The organism is Caballeronia sp. INML2, assembly GCF_023631365.1.
Lineage (GTDB): Bacteria > Pseudomonadota > Gammaproteobacteria > Burkholderiales > Burkholderiaceae > Caballeronia > Caballeronia turbans.
Genome location: NZ_JALQDH010000126.1, coordinates 1 through 19,191, shown reverse-complemented (window position 1 = coordinate 19,191; position 19,191 = coordinate 1). Strand labels below are relative to the sequence as shown.

General features: G+C 63.6%; 21 protein-coding genes. 18 read left to right on the top strand and 3 right to left on the bottom strand.

What is annotated here, in order from left to right; translation table 11 throughout:
- Nucleotides 1-5: 5 nt before the first annotated feature.
- The 16 genes from NCT32_RS35315 (at nucleotide 6) to NCT32_RS35240 (ending at nucleotide 15,100) form a co-directional block, all read left to right on the top strand.
- Nucleotides 6-1,121: an ABC transporter permease gene (locus NCT32_RS35315; protein ID WP_061116977.1), complete on the top strand. Its 1,116-nt coding sequence runs from the start codon at nucleotides 6-8 to the stop codon at nucleotides 1,119-1,121.
- Nucleotides 1,114-2,037, top strand: a complete 924-nt coding sequence (locus NCT32_RS35310) for an ABC transporter permease (RefSeq protein ID WP_250491403.1) — start codon at nucleotides 1,114-1,116, stop codon at nucleotides 2,035-2,037. Before NCT32_RS35315 ends, NCT32_RS35310 begins: the two co-directional genes overlap by 8 nt.
- Before the next feature lie 25 nt (nucleotides 2,038-2,062).
- A complete protein-coding gene (locus NCT32_RS35305; RefSeq protein ID WP_061116979.1) occupies nucleotides 2,063-2,755 on the top strand; it encodes a cysteine hydrolase family protein in 693 nt (230 codons plus the stop codon).
- 2 nt (nucleotides 2,756-2,757) lie between these two features.
- Nucleotides 2,758-4,353 (top strand): ABC transporter ATP-binding protein, encoded by a 1,596-nt coding sequence (locus NCT32_RS35300; protein ID WP_061116980.1) that lies wholly within the window; start codon nucleotides 2,758-2,760, stop codon nucleotides 4,351-4,353.
- A 14-nt stretch (nucleotides 4,354-4,367) separates the two neighbouring features.
- Nucleotides 4,368-5,366, top strand: a complete 999-nt coding sequence (locus tag NCT32_RS35295; protein WP_061116981.1) for a formamidase — start codon at nucleotides 4,368-4,370, stop codon at nucleotides 5,364-5,366.
- Nucleotides 5,367-5,370: 4 nt separating this feature from the next.
- Complete coding sequence (locus NCT32_RS35290; RefSeq protein WP_061116982.1) at nucleotides 5,371-6,030, top strand: cysteine hydrolase family protein; 660 nt, start codon at nucleotides 5,371-5,373, stop codon at nucleotides 6,028-6,030.
- Nucleotides 6,030-6,428 (top strand): oxalurate catabolism protein HpxZ, encoded by a 399-nt coding sequence (hpxZ, locus tag NCT32_RS35285; protein ID WP_061116983.1) that lies wholly within the window; start codon nucleotides 6,030-6,032, stop codon nucleotides 6,426-6,428. Before NCT32_RS35290 ends, hpxZ begins: the two co-directional genes overlap by 1 nt.
- Nucleotides 6,429-6,486: 58 nt before the next feature.
- Complete coding sequence (locus NCT32_RS35280) at nucleotides 6,487-7,182, top strand: GntR family transcriptional regulator (protein ID WP_086960829.1); 696 nt, start codon at nucleotides 6,487-6,489, stop codon at nucleotides 7,180-7,182.
- 568 nt (nucleotides 7,183-7,750) lie between these two features.
- On the top strand, nucleotides 7,751-8,626 hold the full coding sequence (locus NCT32_RS35275) for a LysR family transcriptional regulator (RefSeq protein WP_061116985.1): 876 nt from the start codon (nucleotides 7,751-7,753) through the stop codon (nucleotides 8,624-8,626).
- 120 nt (nucleotides 8,627-8,746) lie between these two features.
- Entirely contained in the window at nucleotides 8,747-9,763 is a 1,017-nt protein-coding gene (locus NCT32_RS35270) for a succinylglutamate desuccinylase/aspartoacylase family protein (RefSeq protein ID WP_061116986.1), read from the top strand.
- Between the two features lie 28 nt (nucleotides 9,764-9,791).
- A complete protein-coding gene (locus tag NCT32_RS35265) occupies nucleotides 9,792-11,153 on the top strand; it encodes an MFS transporter (RefSeq protein WP_061116987.1) in 1,362 nt (453 codons plus the stop codon).
- Nucleotides 11,154-11,172: 19 nt separating this feature from the next.
- On the top strand, nucleotides 11,173-12,048 hold the full coding sequence (locus tag NCT32_RS35260) for an MBL fold metallo-hydrolase (RefSeq protein ID WP_061116988.1): 876 nt from the start codon (nucleotides 11,173-11,175) through the stop codon (nucleotides 12,046-12,048).
- Between the two features lie 324 nt (nucleotides 12,049-12,372).
- Nucleotides 12,373-12,825, top strand: coding sequence for a DUF2000 domain-containing protein (locus NCT32_RS35255; RefSeq protein ID WP_061116989.1), 453 nt, complete (start codon nucleotides 12,373-12,375; stop codon nucleotides 12,823-12,825).
- Entirely contained in the window at nucleotides 12,822-13,556 is a 735-nt protein-coding gene (locus NCT32_RS35250) for an enoyl-CoA hydratase-related protein (protein WP_061116990.1), read from the top strand. The genes NCT32_RS35255 and NCT32_RS35250 overlap by 4 nt, the downstream gene beginning before the upstream one ends.
- The gene (locus NCT32_RS35245) at nucleotides 13,549-14,277 is read left to right on the top strand and encodes an NAD(P)H-dependent oxidoreductase (RefSeq protein ID WP_061116991.1); all 729 of its coding nucleotides are present in this window, start codon (nucleotides 13,549-13,551) and stop codon (nucleotides 14,275-14,277) included. Before NCT32_RS35250 ends, NCT32_RS35245 begins: the two co-directional genes overlap by 8 nt.
- The gene (locus tag NCT32_RS35240) at nucleotides 14,228-15,100 is read left to right on the top strand and encodes an AraC family transcriptional regulator (RefSeq protein ID WP_250478512.1); all 873 of its coding nucleotides are present in this window, start codon (nucleotides 14,228-14,230) and stop codon (nucleotides 15,098-15,100) included. Before NCT32_RS35245 ends, NCT32_RS35240 begins: the two co-directional genes overlap by 50 nt.
- Nucleotides 15,101-15,208: 108 nt before the next feature.
- Here NCT32_RS35240 and NCT32_RS35235 read toward each other — a convergent pair whose 3' ends face one another.
- Together NCT32_RS35235 and NCT32_RS35230 are read right to left on the bottom strand one after the other, a co-directional pair.
- Entirely contained in the window at nucleotides 15,209-16,195 is a 987-nt protein-coding gene (locus NCT32_RS35235) for an alkene reductase (RefSeq protein ID WP_311394692.1), read from the bottom strand.
- 24 nt (nucleotides 16,196-16,219) lie between these two features.
- Nucleotides 16,220-16,987, bottom strand: coding sequence for an SDR family oxidoreductase (locus NCT32_RS35230; protein ID WP_250491402.1), 768 nt, complete (start codon nucleotides 16,985-16,987; stop codon nucleotides 16,220-16,222).
- Nucleotides 16,988-17,091: 104 nt separating this feature from the next.
- Here NCT32_RS35230 and NCT32_RS35225 point away from each other — a divergent pair, with 104 nt between their 5' ends.
- Nucleotides 17,092-18,036, top strand: a complete 945-nt coding sequence (locus NCT32_RS35225; protein WP_061116994.1) for a LysR family transcriptional regulator — start codon at nucleotides 17,092-17,094, stop codon at nucleotides 18,034-18,036.
- 169 nt (nucleotides 18,037-18,205) lie between these two features.
- Here NCT32_RS35225 and NCT32_RS35220 read toward each other — a convergent pair whose 3' ends face one another.
- Nucleotides 18,206-18,430 (bottom strand): DUF6900 domain-containing protein, encoded by a 225-nt coding sequence (locus NCT32_RS35220; RefSeq protein WP_061117258.1) that lies wholly within the window; start codon nucleotides 18,428-18,430, stop codon nucleotides 18,206-18,208.
- 321 nt (nucleotides 18,431-18,751) lie between these two features.
- On the opposite strand from NCT32_RS35220, the gene NCT32_RS35215 reads away from it, so the two are divergent.
- Nucleotides 18,752-19,191, top strand: a 440-nt coding sequence (locus tag NCT32_RS35215) for a PTS glucose transporter subunit IIA (protein ID WP_250491401.1), incomplete at its 3' end; no start/stop codon positions are given.

The following is a 19,191-nucleotide window of genomic DNA, read 5'->3' as shown; positions in this document are numbered from 1 at the left end:
CGGTCATGCGTTCTTATCCTCTGTTACCGCGCGTGGCGCTGGGCGCGTTGCCCGCTTTGCCGACGTTGTGCGCGCTCATCGGCACGCTGCTGCTGTTTTCGCTGTTCCTGCTCGTGCAGGGCCAGCCGGCCGGCGATGCGCTCGTGCTGATCGGGCAGGGCGCATTCGGCTCGTCGTTCGCGTGGCAGAGCACGTTGCTGCGCGCCGCGCCGCTGATGCTCACCGCGTTGTGCGTCGCGTTGCCCGCGCAGGTCGGCTTGATCGTGATCGGCGGCGAAGGCGCGCTGGCGCTCGGCGGACTGGCATCGGCGGTCGTGGCGACGGTCGTGCCCGCCGCGATGCCGTGGTTCATCGCCGCTCCGTTGATGGCGCTCGCCGGCATGATCGCGGGCGGCGTGTGGATCGGCGCGGTCGGCGCGATGCGCCAACTGCGCGGCGTGAACGAGACCATCAGCAGCCTGTTGATGTCGTATATCGCGATTGCGCTGTTCAAGCATCTCGTCGAAGGTCCGTTGCGCGATCCCGCCAGTCTCAACAAGCCTTCGACGCCGCCCGTTCCCGATGCGTTCGCCGTCGGTTCGTTGCCCGGCCTCGATGTGCATTGGGGCTTGTTCTGGGGCGCGCTCGCATGCGTCGCGGCGTGGGTGTTCGTGCGCCACAGCACCAAAGGCTTCGCGATGCGCATCGCGGGCGGCAACAACCATGCGGCGAAACTCGTCGGCCTGCCGGTGAACAAACTCGCGATCGCAGCCTGCGCGATGGGCGGCGCGGCGGCCGGTCTCGCGGGCATGTTCGAAGTCGCGGCGGTGCAGGGCAGCGCGAACGCATCGCTGCTCGCCGGTTACGGGTATGCGGGGATTCTCGTCGCGTTCGCGGCGCGTCAGAACCCGTTGTCGATCATTCTGTGCGCGGTGCTCGTCGGCGGTATCGAAGCAAGCGGTTCGCTCTTGCAGCGCCGCCTGGGTTTGCCCGATGCCACCACGCTCGTCCTGCAAGGCCTGCTATTCGCCAATCTGCTCGCGTGGGAAGCGATGGGCGGCCGCCTCGAGGCATGGCGCATCAGGCTGCAGGCGATGTCGGTCGCGCATTCGCCGGTTCGACTGGAGGGCACTCATGTTTGATGCACATTCACCCGTCGCCGTGCTGCTGTCGCTGTTCGCGGGCGCCGTTCGCGTGAGCACGCCGTATCTGTTCGTGAGCATCGGCGAATGTCTGACGGAGAAGGGCGGGCGCGTCAATCTCGGCCTCGAAGGCATTCTCGTATCCGGTGCGATGACCGGTTACGCCGCCGCGTATCTTTCCGGCTCGCCGTGGCTCGGCGTGCTCGCGGCCGGCTGCGCCGGCTTGCTGCTCGGCTGTCTGCACGGCCTCGTGTGCTCATTGCCGCGCGTGTCGGACATCGCGTTCGGCATTGCGCTGATGCTCGTCGGCACCGGCCTCGCGTTCTATCTCGGCAAGCCGTTCATCGAACCGCAAGCGCCGATGTTGTCATCGCTCGACTTCGGCTCATGGGCATCGTCGCCGCAGTTGCATAACGCGCTGCATGTCAATCCGCTCTTCATCATCGGCGTGGCGCTGGCATTCGCGCTGCAATGGGGCTTGCGTCATACGCGCTGGGGCATGGCTTTGCGTCTCGTCGGCGAGAACGCGGAAAGCGCCCGCGCGATGGGTTATCCGATCACGCGGGTGCGCATTCTCGCGACGACGGTCGGCGGATTCTTCGCGGGCGTGGGCGGCGCGTATCTGTCGCTGGTGTATCCGGGAAGCTGGAACGAAGGCCTGTCGAGCGGACAAGGTCTGATGGCCGTCGCGCTCGTCATCTTCGCGCGCTGGCAGCCGTTGCGGTGCCTGTGGGCCGCGCTGATCTTCGGCGCGGCGGGGGCGCTCGGCCCTGCGTTGCAGGCCATCGGCGTGACGAGCGGTTACTACCTCTTCAACGCCGCGCCCTACGTGCTCACGCTCGTCATCATGATGATCAATTGCCGTCCCGACCGCACGCTCGCGGGCGCGCCCGGCGAGCTCAGTCTCACGCGCTGAACGCCACTCTCACGGAGCCAAACACATGAGCCGCTTCATCGAAGCACGTCCCTATCCGTGGCCTTACGACGGCAATCTGCGGCCGGACAACACCGCGCTCGTCATTATCGACATGCAGACGGATTTCTGCGGCATCGGCGGTTATGTCGACAAGATGGGCTATGACCTGTCGATGACGCGCGCGCCGATCGAACCGATCAGGAACGTGCTCACGCTGATGCGCGAACAAGGCTTCACGATCATTCATACACGCGAAGGGCATCGGCCCGATCTGTCGGACTTGCCCGCCAACAAGCGATGGAGAAGCCGCCGTGCGGGAACGAACGGCGTCGGCATCGGCGACGACGGGCCTTGCGGCAAGATACTCGTGCGCGGTGAACCGGGCTGGGAGATCATCGACGAACTGAAGCCCATCGAAGGCGAGATCGTCATCGACAAGCCCGGCAAAGGCTCGTTCTGCGCGACGGACCTCGAAATGGTATTGCGTACGCGCGGCATCGTGAATCTGGTGTTGACGGGCATCACGACCGATGTCTGCGTCCACACGACGATGCGCGAAGCGAACGATCGCGGCTTCGAATGCACCATCCTCGCGGACTGCTGCGGCGCGACCGATCAGGGCAATCACGACGCTGCGCTCAACATGGTGCTGATGCAGGGCGGCGTGTTCGGCACGGTATCGGATTCGAAGGCCTTGCTCGCAACCTTGGGACGCTGACCATGAACGCCCCGACCAAAGCGATGAGCGTGGAAGTGCTCGGCGCGACCAAGCGCTTCGGCGCGTTCACCGCGCTCGACGACGTGACGCTCAAGGTGCGCGCGGGCACCGTGCATGCGCTGCTCGGCGAAAACGGCGCGGGCAAGAGCACGCTCGTCAAAGGGCTTGTCGGCTATGGCGTGCTCGATGACGGCGAGATCGTCGCGGATACGCGGCAGGTGAAGATCGCCTCGCCGCGCGATGCGCAAGCGCTCGGCATCGGCATGGTGTATCAGCATTTCACGCTGGCGGCGGGCTTGTCGGTCGAAGAGAACTTGCTGCTCGCACGCGGACGATTGCCATGGAAGATCGACTGGCCGAAGGAAGGCGCCGCGCTCGATGCCTTCATGCGTTCCATGCCCTTTCGCCTGCCGCTCGATGCGCCCGTTTCCGCTCTCGCCGCAGGAGAAAAGCAGAAGCTCGAAATCCTGAAACAGCTCTATTTGCAGCAGCGTTTCCTGATTCTCGATGAACCCACATCGGTACTCACGCCGCAGGAAGCCGACGAAGTGCTCGGCCTGATGCGCGAGCTCGCCACGCGCGGCGAACTCACGGTGCTGATGATCACGCACAAGTTCCGCGAAGTGATGGCTTACGCAGACGATGTCACCGTGTTGCGCAAAGGCAAGCTCGTCGGCACGAGCGCGGTCGCGCAGACGAGCCGCGACAGGCTGGCCGCGTGGATGATGGGCGGTGAAGCATCGAAGAAGGACGATCCCGAGCTCGCTGAGACGCGGCCCGAACGCAAGCCGCTCGATGCGAATGCGCCGGTACGTCTCGCGCTTTCGAGCCTCAACGTCATCGACGATCGTGGACATCGGGCGGTGCGTGACGTTTCGCTGAGCGTGAAGTCGGGCGAGATACTTGGCATCGCGGGCGTATCGGGCAATGGACAGAAGGAACTGATCGAGGCGCTCGTCGGCCAGCGCCGCGTGCATGGCGGAGAGATGCGTATGCATGGCGCGCCGTACCGCGCGACGCGTGAGGAGATGACGCGGCTGCGCGTGTTTGCGTTGCCCGAAGAACCGCTGCGCAACGCGTGCGTCGCGAACATGAGCATCGAGGATAACTTCGCCTTGCGCGACTTCGACCGCGCGCCGATGAAGCGCCACGGCTGGCGTCTCGATCGCCGCGCGATGCGCGAGCGCGCCGAACGTCTCATCGCCGAATTCAACGTCAAGCCGCCGGTGCCGGCACGCGCCATCGGCACGCTGTCGGGCGGCAATGTGCAGCGCGCCGTGCTTGCGCGCGAGCTGGGGCAAGCGGTGAATGTGCTGATCGTCGCGAACCCCGTTTTCGGGCTCGATTTCGCATCGGTCGCGGATATTCATGCGCGCATTCTCGCTGCGCGCGATGCGGGCGCTGCCGTGCTGCTCGTCAGCGAAGACCTCGATGAACTGCTGGAACTGGCGGATCGCATCGCGGTGATGGCGGAAGGGCGGCTGGTGCACGAGACGGCTGCGAGCGGCGCGGATCGCGTCGCGTTGGGAAGACACATGGCGGGTCATGTCGAAAGCGCCGCGGCCGATACATCTGAGCCGCTCGCCGTTCACGCATAAGGGAGCAAGGAAGAATGAGTTCAAGCGGTCTCGGTGGATTGAACAAGTCGCCGCAAGGCATCGTCGTGGGTCTCGTGCAGTTGCAGAATCCCGATGTCGCCACGCCGGAACAACTGGCCGCGCAGACGGGGCGCATCGTCGAACTGATCGGCAAGGCACGCCGCAATAACCCGTCGATGGATCTCGTCGTATTCCCCGAATACATGCTGCACGGGCTCTCGATGGATACGAACGATGCCATCATGTGTTCGCTCGACGGGCCCGAAGTGGCGGCGTTCAAGGCGGCGTGCATCGAGCATCGCATCTGGGGATGTTTCTCCATCATGGAGCGCAATCCGGGCGGCAATCCCTATAACAGCGGGATCATCATCGACGATCGGGGCGAGGTGCAGCTCTACTATCGCAAGCTGCATCCCTGGGTGCCGGTCGAGCCGTGGGAGCCGGGCAATCTCGGCGTGCCGGTGTGTATCGGGCCGAAGGGGGCGAAGCTGTCGCTCATCATCTGTCATGACGGCATGTTTCCGGAGATGGCGCGCGAGGCCGCTTACAAGGGCGCGGAAATCATCTTGCGTACAGCGGGCTACACCGCGCCTATTCGCCATGCATGGACGATCACGAATCAATCGAACGCATTCCAGAACCTCGCGCAGACCGCGAGCGTGTGTCTGTGCGGCAGCGACGGCACGTTCGACTCGATGGGCGAAGGCATGTTCTGCGATTTCGACGGCACCGTGATGGTCGAAGGCAGTCATCGCCCGGATGAAATCATCACGTGTGAGATGCGCCCGGATCTCGTGCGCGAAGCACGCATTCACTGGGGCGTGGAGAACAACATCTATCAGTTCGGGCATCGTGGTTATGTGGCCGTGAAGGGCGGTGCGCAGGATTGTCCGTACACGTTCATGCAGGACATGGTGCGTGGCGAATATCGTTTGCCCTGGGATCACGAAGTCGTCGTAAAGGACGGGACGTCATGCGGTTTTCCGAGACCCGAACGCCGATACGAGGGCTGATGCGATGCTTACTCTGACGCGCGCTCAACCATCGCCTTTCACATTCGATGCGGCGCATACGGCGCTGATCGTGATCGACATGCAGCGCGATTTCGTCGAGCCGGGCGGCTTCGGCGAAGCGCTCGGCAACGATGTGTCGCTGCTTGCGTCGATCGTGCCGACTGTCGCGCATCTGCTCGACCATGCGCGCGATCGCGGCTGGCTCGTCGTGCATACGCGCGAATCTCATGCGCCCGATCTCTCCGATTGTCCCGATGCAAAGCGGCTGCGCGGCGCACCGCGGGCGCGCATCGGCGATATGGGACCGATGGGTCGCATCCTCGTGCGCGGAGAACCGGGCAACGCCATCGTCGACGCGGTCGCGCCCATCGCAGGCGAGATCGTCATCGACAAGCCCGGCAAAGGCGCGTTCTATGCGACGCGTCTCGACGAGGAACTCGCGCGACGCGGCATCACGCATCTCGTGTTCGCGGGCGTCACGACCGAAGTCTGCGTGCAGACGAGCATTCGCGAAGCGAACGATCGCGGCTACGAATGCGTGCTGATCGAAGACGCGACGGCAAGCTACATTCCGGCGTTCAAGACCGCGACCATCGAGATGATTCGCTCGCAGGGCGGCATCGTCGGATGGACGGCTACGCTCGCTGACCTGGTGGAGAATTGATGGAAGTGAATCGTCCCGAAACGGTGGCCGAAGTCGAGCGCGCGTTTATCGCCTATGAAAAGGCGCTCGTGGATAACGATGTCGAAACCATGAACGTGCTGTTCTGGCACGCGCCTGAAACGGTACGATATGGCATCGCGGAAGTGCAGCATGGCGGCGATGAAATCCGCCGCTGGCGTGAGACGTGCGCGCCGGTGCCGCGTTCGCGGCGTTTGCATCGAACGGTGGTGACGACGTTCGGCGCGGACTACGCCTGCGTGAGCACCGAGTTCAAAAGCGACGCGACGCCTTTGCTTGGACGTCAGATGCAGACATGGGCGCGCATCGGCGATGCATCGAATGCGTTCGCGGGATGGACCATCGTCGCGGCGCATGTGAGCCTGATCGAAACGCCCTGAAAGAGGCATTAGCCGGAGACAGCGAATCAACTCGCCCAAACTTACGGACAGCAGCGGCGTGCGCGCCATTCAGAGCGCCAATCCGCTTGCCGAGCAGGTTTATCAGCGGTTAAAGCGAGACATCTTCAGCTTTCGCCTGTTTCCGGGCGATCGCTTCTCGGAGACCGACATCGCGCAATACTACGGGGTGTCCCGTACGCCGATGCGCGACGCGCTGTTTCGCTTGCTGCGTGAAGGCTATCTCGAAGTCGGGTTCAGGCGTGGCTGGAAGGTATCCGAGATCAACTTCGCGCAGCTCGATCAATTGTATGACTTGCGCATCGTGCTGGAGACCGCGTCACTCGACAAACTGGCGAGCACCGCGCCGCCGCATCCGGAGATCGATGCCCTGAAATCGGTCTGGTGCGTGTCGCCCGATGCGCAGCAGAGCGATCCGGTCTTGATGTTCGGCATGGACGAGGACTTTCATCGCGGACTCGTGCGCGCGAGCGGCAATGGCGAGATGCTGCGCGTGCATAACGAAGTAACGGAGCGCATCCGGATTGTGCGGCGGCTGGATTTCCTGAAGCCGCATCGCACGAGCGCGACCTACGATGAGCACGCGAAGATGCTGCGCTTCATCGATCGCGGCAAGTACGGCGAAGCGGCCATGCTGCTGCGCGCGCATATCACTCAAAGCAAGCTGGAGGTGCGCAAGATTACCGTGTCGATGTTGACGGAGGCGCGCGATCGGAAGTTGCCGTTCGTTGGGTGAGGGGCGGCATCGTCTGCCTTTGAAGATCCGTTCGATGCCTGAGTAGCCGCGAGCGAGGTCGCGGTCCGCTGGAAGTTCAGCACAGTGTGGCGGTTCGAAGTCCCTGCCATTGCCGACGCTGACGTCCTCGCTATTATCGCGATCTTCGGCAACCGGCCAGTTCCAGCCACCCAGACAAGTTTTCTGACCGTGCCGGTCTGGGCGGAGATGAGACGGCCGCCGTAACGTTACGAATGCCCGCCCTCCGGCGTCGTGAGGTCGAAACCACGCATCGTTTGGATGCCATGCTGTGTGCGGCACATCATCAGCTTAAGCGGCCGGTGCCCATTCCGGTGGCGCGAGTGCCGGTCCAACCAACGACGAAGGCTTAAGCACGCGACGAACTGGACCCTGTACGCTCGGGAACCTCCAAGAGATGTCGTCCGGCTTTGCACCTATCGTTGAGCGGGGAATGACCATTGGCGCACCACTTGTCCTTCGATGGAAGCCTTTGCTCCGGCACCGAAGCATGTCAAGATCATTGCAGTGAGTGCTGGCAACTGGACACTCCGATCGCGCAGGAAAGGACATGGAGCTTCGGCATCTTCGCTATTTCATCGCTGTCGCCGAGTTGCGCAGCGTGCGGGCCGCATCAGAGCACCTGCACGTGACGCAACCGGCGATATCCCGGCAGGTTCAGGATCTCGAAGACGCCATCGGCGCAACGCTGTTCGAGCGAACGCCGCGCGGCCTGAAGCTGACGCCGGCGGGCGAGGCGTATCTTTCGGAAGCGCGCGGCATTCTCGGGCGCGTCGATGCCGCGAACCGGCTCGCGCGCCGCATCGCATCCGGCGTGCAAGGGCATCTGCGTATCGGGTTCGTCGAAAACGCTGCGTGGAGCGGCATCGTTTCGCGCGCGCTGAGCGCCTTCGAACAGGCCGCGCCGGATGTCGCACTCGAACTCACGCCGATGAACACGCCCGAACAGCTCGATGCATTGGCTGCGGGGCGGCTCGACGGCGGTTTTGCCTATCGCTTCGGCGCGCTGCCCGAAGGCATCGCGAGCGTGCATGTGCTCGACCAGAACGTCGTGCTGGCGGTGCCGGAATCGTGGCAGCAAGGCAGCGCGGGCGCCGTCGATGCGCGAGAACTCGCCGGCAAGCCGTTCATCGCGTTTCCGCGCCGCGTCTATCCCGCGTATTACGACCGCCTGCTTGCAGCGTGCGCCGAACGGGGGCTCACGCTCGATATCCGCCAGGAAGCATCGACGGAAACGGCGATTCTCTCGCTGGTATCGGCGGGAATGGGCGCGGCCATCGTCAATGCCGCGAATCGCGACCGGCCGCCCGCCCGGGTGCGCTTTGTCGAATTGCGCGATCTCTCCGTGCCTTTGCCGCTCGAATTCTGTTTCGTCGCGCAGGAGGCCAATCCCGCGCTGAAGCGTTTCGTCGAACTGCTGGCCTAGCGGCTCGACGGCCCGGCGGGTGATGCCTCGCAGGCATCGCCCGCCGCAGAAAACGGCATTGGCCGCACGCTTTTTCGTCGCCGATAGTAAAGACACCCCAAGCTCTTTACCGATCGCGCCATGTCCACATCCGCTTCTCTCATCGCTACCGATATCGACTTCGAACGCACGGGCTTTCAGACGGGCACGTTGCGTCTGCCGTATTCGCACGACCGCTCGGCATACGGACACGTCCCCATTCCGCTCGCCGTGCTCAATGCCGGCGCGGGCGCGGGCCCGACCCTCCTGCTGACGGGCGGCAATCACGGTGACGAGTACGAAGGCCCCGTCGCGCTGATGAAGCTGATGCAGCGCATGCAGTCCATGACGATACGTGGCCGCCTGATCGTGATTCCCGCGCTGAACTTCCCCGCATTCATCAACGGCACGCGCACGTCGCCGATCGATCGCGGCAACCTGAACCGCGTGTTCCCCGGCGCGCGCAACGGCCAGCCGACGGAGATGATCGCGCACTACGTGGAAACCGAACTGCTGCCGCGCGCCGACGTCGCGATAGACCTGCATGCGGGCGGCGCATCGTTCGATCATGCGCCGACACTGCTTGCATCGCCGCCCGCCGAACGCGAACGGCGCGCGCTGTACATGGACCTCGTGCGCGAATTCGGCGCGCCGAACACGATGATCATGGACCTGCTCGGCGAGGACCGCACGATGGCAGCGGCTGCCGAACGTCACGGCAAGCTCTTTCTGTGCGGCGAATTCGGCGGACACGCCGGCTGCGATGCCGCGAATCTCGGGATTGTCGAGAGCGGCTTGCAGCGCGTGTTGCAGCGGCTCGGCGTGATCCCGGACGCCGATACCGCGGCACCCCGCAAGACGCGCTTCCTGCGAGTCGAAGGCGCGCGTCATTACGTGTACTCGCCGCTTGCCGGTGTCTTCGAACCGGCGTTCAAGCTTGGCGATCAGGTGCGCGGAGGTCAACTGGCCGGACGCCTGTTCGATCCGCATCGCCCGTGGCAAGCACCGCTCGATATCGCGTTCCGTGGCGACGGCATCGTGATGTGCATGCGGACTTTCGCGCGCGTCGAACCAGGCGACTGCATCGCGCTGCTCGCTTCCGAAACCCACGCCGATTGAGCCGGTCCATCAACCCCGGAGACCGCATATGAGCGATCACCCCGTTTCGAGCCGGCCCGTCGCCGACGCCGCACGCATCACGCCCTACGACAGCGTGCGCCATCCCGTGTATATCGTGCTGCTGTTCTTCGTCTGCTTTGCGTTTTCTTATCTGGACCGCCAGGTCGTCAGCATTCTCGTGCAGCCGATCAAGCAGTCGCTTGCGCTCTCCGATACGCAAATCGGCTTGCTGCAAGGGTTTTCGTTCACGATGTGCTACGCAACGGCGGGTGTGTTCGTCGCGCGCCTCGTCGATCGGGGAAATCGCGTCAAGCTGATCGCCGCGTGCATCGCCATCTGGGCGATATCGACGGCGGCGTGCGGCTTCGCGACCAATTTCACGGAACTGCTCCTTGCGCGTGCGGGCACGGCTGTCGCCGAGGCCGCGCTGAGTCCCGCCGCGCTGTCGATTTTCAGTGACATCTTTCCGCCGCGCCGCGTGGCGCGCGCGAGCAGTGTCTTCATGCTCGGGCCGTATGTCGGCGGCGGCGCTGCGCTGTTTGGCGGCGGCATGTTGCTCTCGGCGGCGGCGACGGGCGATGGCAACGCATGGCTCCTCGCGCGAGGCTTTGAGCCGTGGCAAGCGGTGTTCGTTGCGGTCGGCTTGCCCGGTCTGCTTTTGGCGGCGCTCGTGGCGTTCACGGTCCGCGAACCGGCGAGACGCGAGGCGGACATGCAGCGCGCGCGCAGGCACGACGAGATGCCTTCGCTGCGCGACGTGCTCGCCGAACTGTTCGTGCGCAATCGCTTCTGCCTGCCTTACTTCGCGGCCTACGTTGCGTTGATCACGCTGTTCTATTCGCACGCCGCGTGGTTTCCGACCTTGCTGATGCGGCATTTTCAGCTCGCACCGAAAGTCGTCGGACAGATGGCCGCGCCCGCGTACATGATCGGCGGCATGCTGGGGGTTGCATGCGCGGGCCTGCTTTCGACGCGCGTCACCGACGACACCGCGTTGCGCAAGGTGCTCGGCTTCTCCGCGTGCGCCGTTGCGTTGCTGATGCCCGCCGCCGTCGCCATGCCGCTCGTCGCCAGCAGCGAGCTTGCCATCGTGCTCTATGGCATCAGCGCATTGACTGCCAGTATCGCGATGGGACTCGCGCCCGTGCCGCTGCAGATTGCCGTGCCGAACCGCATGCGGGGCCGTTCGCTGGCTCTGCTCGTGTTCATGACGAATGCGATTAGCGGCGGCGTGGGTCCGCTGTCGGTCGGCTATCTGAACGAGCGGCTCGGAGCGACCGGCGCCAGCCTCGGCATGTCGCTTGCGATCGTCGGCGGCGCCTCGGCATTCATCAGCGTGATTCTGTACGCATTGGCGACTCGCCGGGTGAGCGCTGCGAACTCACATTGAAACCAGGAGAACGGACGCCATGACATCCGCATCTCAAGTGCATCATGTCGGCGCGGCGACCATCACGCGCGTCGATGAAACGTGCTTCGCGCTCGCACCGGACCGGCTGTTTCCCGCGTGGACGGCCGAGGACGGGCGAGCGCTCGGCGAGCGCTTCGCCACCGACACGCTCGACCTCGCCAATGCGCGCGTGCAGTTGAAGACCCATCTCTGGTTGGTCGAAATCGACGGCATGACGCTCGTCGTCGATACGGGAATCGGCAACGGCAAGTCGCGGCCATTCAGCGCGCTATTCGACAAGCTCGATAACCCCGTGATGAAACGGCTCGAATCAGCGGGCTTCGCGCGGGAGAAGATCGATTACGTGCTGCTCACGCATTTGCATGTCGATCACGTCGGCTGGAATACGCATTGGCAAGATGGCCGCTGGGCGCTCGTGTTCCCGAACGCGACGTACGTCTTCGGCGAGCGCGAACGCGATTCCTTTTTCATGCCGGAAGGCGAATCGCGTCGTATGGTGTTCGAGGACAGCGTGCTGCCGGTGATCGAATCGGGTCAGGCGCGCGTCGTACCGGACGAGGGCGAAGAGATTCTCGACGGCATCCGCTTCATGCCGACCTTCGGCCACAGCATCGGGCACATGGCGATCGAAATCTGCTCGCGCGGCGAAACGGCGCTCTTTTCCGGCGACGTGATGCACAGCGCCGTGCAGGTGCATCGACCGGAATGGAATTCGATGTTCTGTCTCGACCAGCAGCAGGCGCGTGCATCGCGAGCGCGTCTGCTCGCGCATGCAGCGGATACGGGCGCGACGATATTCGCCGCGCATTTCGCCGAGACGTCGGCGGGAACCGTCACGCGAACCGCGGAAGGCTTCGAATGGCGCTATGCGTGAATGAGGCAAAGAATGTGACCGATGTCCGAAATGGTCCGGTCTGTCGACATCGATGTTTGCAAACGCCAAGGGCTGTTAGGGTCGACTGCGGCCAAGCGAGGCGGACCAGGGCATTGCCCGATGCCCGAATAGGCCAGGACGCTTGCCAGGCCGAGGAAGGACAAGGTGGCAAGCCTGGCTCAAGCGACTGTCGAGGCCGTTTGTTTCGATGTTGCGCTTCGGTGCAGTCCGATTGCCTTACATCGACCCGCTGCAAAATCGTCCAATACTTTTGGAAATGGAACTCATAGCATTGTCTCCATCACTATTTTTTGGAGAGAGGCAGTGTTTTCGCAAACCGAGACTCGCACGTCCAACGAACCGGAAGCCACGCAAAAGCCGGAGCGTTGTGTCATCGTCGTGGACGAATTGCTGCCGCCGGGGAAAGCGTCCAACGCAGCCGCAGTCGTGGCGTTTACGCTGGGCCAGCGTCACAGCCGTCTCGTCGGGGCGCCATTGCGCGGGCGCGATGGCGCGGTACATCCGGGACTCATTCCTATCGGCATTCCGGTGCTCAGGGCCACATCGCTTCAATTGAGCGAATTGCGTCAACGGTCGCTGGCGCATTGCGACGTCGTGGGCTTTCCCGTGCAAGGACAGGCAACCACGGACTACAACGCGTTTCTCGATGCCGTCCTGGCTCATCCCGAAGAATCGCTTCAATATCTGGCGATCGGTCTGGTCGGCTCGAAGAACCGGATCGGCAAACTCGTCGGTGGTTTCTCGCTGTTCGCATGATGAAAGCGAATATAACGACACAACTCGATGGACGGATCGGGTCCATCGGAATCGACCGCCCTGAGAAGCGCAACGCGCTCGATGCCGCGATGTTCGCCGCACTGGCCGATGCTCTGCAGCAGACGCAGTCCGACATGCGCGTGCATTGCGTCCTGCTGCACGGAACCGCCGATAGCTTCTGCGCGGGCCACGACACTGCCGCGTTCAAAACGCTCTGGCCACAGCCCGCCGACGGCGTGGTCAGACGCTGCATCCGCGCGTTTTCGGAGCAAACGAAACCGCTGCTGGCGGCGGTCAATGGCCCGGCCGTGGGATTCGGCGCCACGATGCTACTTCACGCCGACTGGGTAGTCGCCGGCGAGAGCGCGATGTTCCGCTTTTCGTTTGCCGATCTCGGCATCGTTCCCGAAGCGGGCGCAACGGCATTGCTGGCCCGCCGCGTGGGCGATCTGACGGCGCGCGACTGGCTGTTGAGCGGCCGCGCGATTGCCGCGGACGAAGCCCTTCTGCATGGATTCGTCTCGCGCCTCGTACCCGACGCGAATGTGCGCGACGCGGCTAACGAATACGCCATGTGCCTCGCCGCCAAACCGCCGGGCGCGCTGCAGGCCACGCGACGCTTGTTGTTGGAGGGCGCCACTTCGTCGACGCGAGAGGCAATCGAAAACGAGCTCGCTCATCTGAACACCTTCATCCCGGCGCTCACCTCGACATCGACCGCTCATGGCTAAAGTTCACGTCGTCCATGCCCACCCGGAACCGCGCTCCTTCTGCACGGCAATGGCCCACGAGGCCCGACGCCTGATGGAGTTGCGTGGCGACGACGTGAGTTTTTCGGACCTGTACGCACTAGACTTCGACCCGGTGGCTCGTGCCAGCGAGTTCGCCGAACGTGCAAACGTCGACTACCTTGTCTATTCATTGGAGCAGCGCCACGCGCTTGTGCACGACACGCTTGCGTCCGGCGTCCGGCGCGAGGTCGACGCGCTTCTCGCGAGCGATACGCTCATGCTGGTGTTTCCCCTCTACTGGTTTTCGGTGCCTGCGCTGATCAAGGGATGGATCGACCGCTGTTTCCTGTCGGGCGCGCTGTACGGCGGAAAGCGCATTTATGGCCGTGGTGGCATGGTCGGCAAGCGCGCGGTGGTCGGCGTGACGCTGGGCGGCCGGGAGCACATGTTCGGTGAGCAGGGTATCCACGGCGAACTTGCGGGCGGCATGTTGCGCCATCTGCTGCAAGGTACGTTGGGATATGTGGGCTTCGAGGTGCTCGAGCCGTTCTTTGCGTGGCACGTTCCGTACTGCACCGACGAGCAGCGGTCGGCCACGATGGCCCGCTGGCGCGACTTTATCGATCGACTCGACGAGCAACCGCGTATCCCGATGCCGCGGCTCGAGGACTATGATGACGTGTTCCGGCCACTTCGCGATTCGTCCGATCATGAAAGCTAAAGCGCCGACGCATTCGGTCAAGCTCTGGCGCGCGCCAGACGTCATGGACGCCGTCATGCTCAAGGGCCGGTTCGTCGGCCACCGGTATCCTCCGCACGCGCACGACACGCACTGCCTCGCGGTGATCACCGGCGGGGCTTTGGCGGTCGAGGTGCGGGACCAGCGTCGCATATGCCGCCCCGGCGACGTGATCGTCATCGATGCCGATGTCGTGCATTCCGGCGCCGCGGCAGGAGACGGCCAGTGGAAAATGCGCGTCGAACATGTGCAACCCGCGGCGCTGGCCGCCTACTGTGACCGGCTCGGCATTCCTCGGCGCGACCGGTTCGACGTCGCGAGCCCGTTCATCATCGACGCTCAACTGTCACGCAATCTCTACGGCATAAACTGGTGTTCCGAGGTGGACGACGACCCCTTCAAGCGCAGTGAAGCGCTGGCTTGCGCGGTCATTGGGTTATGTGGTCTGCACGCGGGCCGCTCGGCGCGCTTGCCCGCCGTGCGCAGCGAGCCGGCTCTCGTGCGCACGGTAAAGCGCCGGCTGCGCCAGGACTTGGATGCGAGGTTGACCTTGTCGACGCTCGCGTCGGAGTTCGACGTCACGCCCTTTGTCCTGCTGCGCGCCTTTGTCCGCGAGACGGGACTGAGTCCGCATGCCTTTCAGCAGCAGACGCGCGTACGCAATGCGATGCCGATGCTTCGTCAAGGCATATCCCTTTCGGAGGTTGGCGCGCGAACAGGCTTCGCGGACCAGTCGCACTTTACGCGCGTGTTCAAGCAACAAACTGGCGTGACACCGAAGGTCTATCAGGCTGCATTCCTTTGAACGGCTCGGTGAACGTCGGTTCAGGCGAAAGCGGGGTAGTCGAGATAGCCCTCCGGCCCTTGCGTGAACCACAACACGCCCTTATCGGCCGCCAGCGGAGCGCCTGCGCTAAAGCGCTGCGGCAAATCGGGATTTGCGATGAACGGCCGGCCAAAGGCGATGCGTCCGCCTCGTCGCTGGAGATAGCCGCCGCCGCACGATCGAGACCGTAGTCCGAATTGAGGATGGACACGTCTGCGAATGCCTTCCTGATGGCAGGCGCGAAGGGCGGCCGGTCGGAAGTGCCAAAATCCCGTTCATCGGCGGCTCGCGAAGTTCAAGATGCGCGACGCCGAGCGCCGATAGTGTCCGAGCCGCAGCGACAAAAACGGGCTCCGGATCACTGTCGCGCACGCCCTGGTCCGTGCCGTTGGGCGTGAGCCGTACTCCGGTGCGGCCAGCGCCGGCTATCCCGATCACGGCCTGCGTGACTTCCCTGAGCAGCCGGACGCGATTTTCGATGCTGCCGCCGTAGGCGTCGTCCCGCAAGTTGGTGCCGTCGCGCAAGAACTCATCGATCAGATAGCCGTTGGCGGCGTGCACCTGCACGCCATCGAATCCCGCGCGCAAGGCATTTCGCGTAGCGCGGCGAAAATCGTCGAGCAGTGCGGGCACTTCGTCTGCGCGCATGGGTCTGCCCGCGACATGGGGCTGCTTGCCGCTATAGGTATGCGCGTGTCCCGGCGCGGTCGTGCCCGAAGCCGATAACGGCTGCGCGCCGCCATTGAAGCTGGGATGCACGGTGCGGCCCATGTGCCAAAGCTGCGCGATGATGCGCCCGCCGGCCGAGTGCACGGCGTCGGTTACGCGCAGCCAGCCTGCAACCTGTTCGTCGGACCAGAGGCCCGTTGCGAAGGGCCATCCCAACCCCTGCTGCGCGATACCGATCGCTTCGCTGATTATGAGTCCGGCGCTCGCGCGCTGGGCGTAATACTGCGCCATGATCGTCGTCGGCAAGTGATACCGCGTACCCCGCGCGCGAGTCATAGGTGCCATGAAGATGCGATTGGGCGCTTCGATGTCGCCCAGCCGGATCGGGTCGAAAAGCGTGGTCATGGCTTTCTCCGTTGGCTTTTGCGGTTACACGAGGCGCGCGCCGCCATCGACGTTGAGCGTCGCTCCGTTCATGAAGCCATTGGTCATCAGGAACACCACGCCCGCGCCGGCTTCGCTGGCGGTGCCGAGACGATGCAGCGGCAAGGTTTTCTCCATATTCGACACGACCGTATCGCGCGCGTCACCGAGCGCCTTGCGCAGAATCGGCGTGTCGATCGGACCGGGCGACAGCGTGTTGACGCGCACCGGCGCCAGTTCGAGGGCCAGGCCGCGCGCGAGCGCTTCCATAGCCGCCGACGCCGCCGCGAGCACTGCGGTGCCGTAGGCGTTCGGACGGTCGGCGAGACTGCCCGAGATGAACGTGATCGAGCCATCGGCGCTCAAGCGGTCTCCCAGGGCGCGAATGACGTGCACGGCCGCCCAGATGCGTTCCTCGAACGCGATCCGCAAATGCGCTACGTGGGCCTCGCGCACCGTCCCTGCGACGAAGGTGCCGGTCAGCAGAACCAGATGATCGACCTTCGGAATGTCGCTTACCGCCTGCTGCAGAGCGTCGGCGTCGGTCACGTCGGCCGCGCGCCATCCGGCGAAGCCATGCTGCGCGGCGACGCGTTGCGCCGTATCCGCCGATCGCCCGACCACGACGACCGCCGCGCCCGCCCGTTTCGCCTGAAGAGCCGCATCGAGCCCGATGCCCGACGTGCCGCCGAAAATGAGTGCCGTCTTGCCTGCGAGTGCGTGGTGAGCGACTGCTGCCGCCTGTGCGTCCTGCGTTTTCGTATTCGCGTTCATGTCCTTCTCCTTTTTGACTTCGCCGGTTTGGCGTCGATGGGAGAAGGTTAATTCGCGAAACCTGGATTGATAATTGGGCAGCAATTCGCTTTAATGATGCCATCATGGAACAAATCGCTATCGAAAGATTGACTGGGCTGATCGCATTCGCGCGCGCCGCATCCCTTGGCAGCTATACGGCCGCCGCGCGTTCGCTATCCGTTTCGCCATCGGCGATCAGCAAAAGCATCCAGCGGCTGGAGCAGCACTTCGGACTCAAGCTGTTCAGTCGGACCACGCGCTCGCTGACGCTGACGCCGGAGGGGCGGGATCTTCTGGAGCGCACGCAACGGTTATTGCGCGAGGCGGAAGGTATCGAGCAAGGCGTCGCCGCTGCGCGCGCGGAGCCGGCCGGAACGCTCAAGGTGACCGCGCCGTTGCCCGTCGGCGTGAACATCCTCGCGCCCGCACTGCCGGCGTTTCGCCGGCGGCATCCGAAAGTGACCGTCGATGTGCGCCTGAGCGATCGCTACGTCGATCTGATCGAGGAGGGCGTGGATGTCGCCATTCGAGTCGGCAATCCCGGCGACGCGCGGTTGATCGCGCGCCGTCTCGCACCGCATCGGATTTGCGCGTTCGCATCGCCTGAATATCTGCGGGAGCGAGGCGTGCCGCAGCATCCGAACGATCTCTTGCAGCACGATTGCGTGAACTTCAGATATCAGTCGACGGGGCAGGAGGCCGCGTGGCTTTTCGACGTGGGAGGCAAACTCGTTGAGTTCTCGCCTGCGTCGGCCTTGATTATCGACGTCAGCGACGCGATTGCCGCGACGCTGGCCGCAGGCGCCGGAATCGGAATTTCGACGACGTATATCGCAGCGCCATACGTCCAAAGGCGCGAACTCGTACCTGTGCTGCACGAGTTCGCCTATGACCGATTCCATCTGCATGCCGTGTGGCCCGAGAGCCGGCGCAGCAATCCGGCGGTGAGAGCGTTTGTCGGCTTTCTGCAGGATATCTTTCCATCTCCCGCACCCTGGGACGTCCTGGTGCAGGCTCATGCTTCCTAGCGCGGCATGATTTACATAATGCAAATTAGCGTATTTTTGGTTTGTTGCGGCTTTATCCTAATGTCGTGTTCTGGCTATTTACAGATGTCGTGTTTTGACCTCGGCATGCTTGCCGATTCTCCGCTGCGGCCGGCTTCGACGGCAGCGAACGAACCGATCACGACGACCTTCAAACGCAGTGCCCATTCACCCGTTCGGCGCGCGTCACCGTATGTCCGACCAGGAGACCCAAATCATAGGCGCGTTCGAGCGCCCGCCCGATGTCCTCGACGCGGCACATGCGTATGTCGGCGTTGGGTTTGCCCATCGGATCGAATGATTCAATGCCGAGCTCGTCGCGGGCGATCGTTAATAGCGGCTCCCAATAAGCTTCAGCTTCGTTGCGGTAGATCATGATGCGCGCTCCTTTCGCTTGCATTTACTAATTAACAAGGTTAATGGGATCGCGGAGCGAAGCCTGCGACGGATCGACGCAATTGGAGCGTCGTCTCTAGAAACCATCGAACTGCTGCGAAACAATAGCGCGCTTTTTTCCGCCAGTGCTCCCCAACGGGAATCCGGCGTTTCAGAACCCGAATCAATGCGGACGACTCTGCACAAACGGCGTGCTTTTGCGAACGCGCATTCATTCGGTCAGCGAATCATGAAGCCGTTGCCTATGATTCATTTCAGGCCGGTTTCAGCTCATATCGTCAAGGTACAAGGAGTCGTTCATATGAAAGCTCCTCAGCGGATGGCACGAATCGAGTTGATGGCGCCGTTATCCGGCGTGATGGTGCAACTCGACACCGTGCCCGATCCGGTTTTTGCACAAAAAATGGTCGGCGACGGTGTGTCCATCGATCCGACATCCGACGAATTGCTCGCACCGTTTGCCGGTACGGTCACGCAGTTGCATCGTGCGGCGCACGCCGTCACCGTGACGGGCGAAAGCGGGCTTCAGGTGCTGATACACATCGGCCTCGACACGGTGATGCTGCGCGGCGAAGGCTTTACGCCGCTCGTCAAGGAAGGCGACGCCGTCACGACCGGCCAACCGCTGATCCGTTTCGATCCGGTCGTCGTCGGCGCACGAGCCGTGAGCCTGCTCACGCAGATGGTCATCGCCAATGGCGAGCTCGTCACGCGCTACGTGCCCGCGACGGGCCTCGTCAC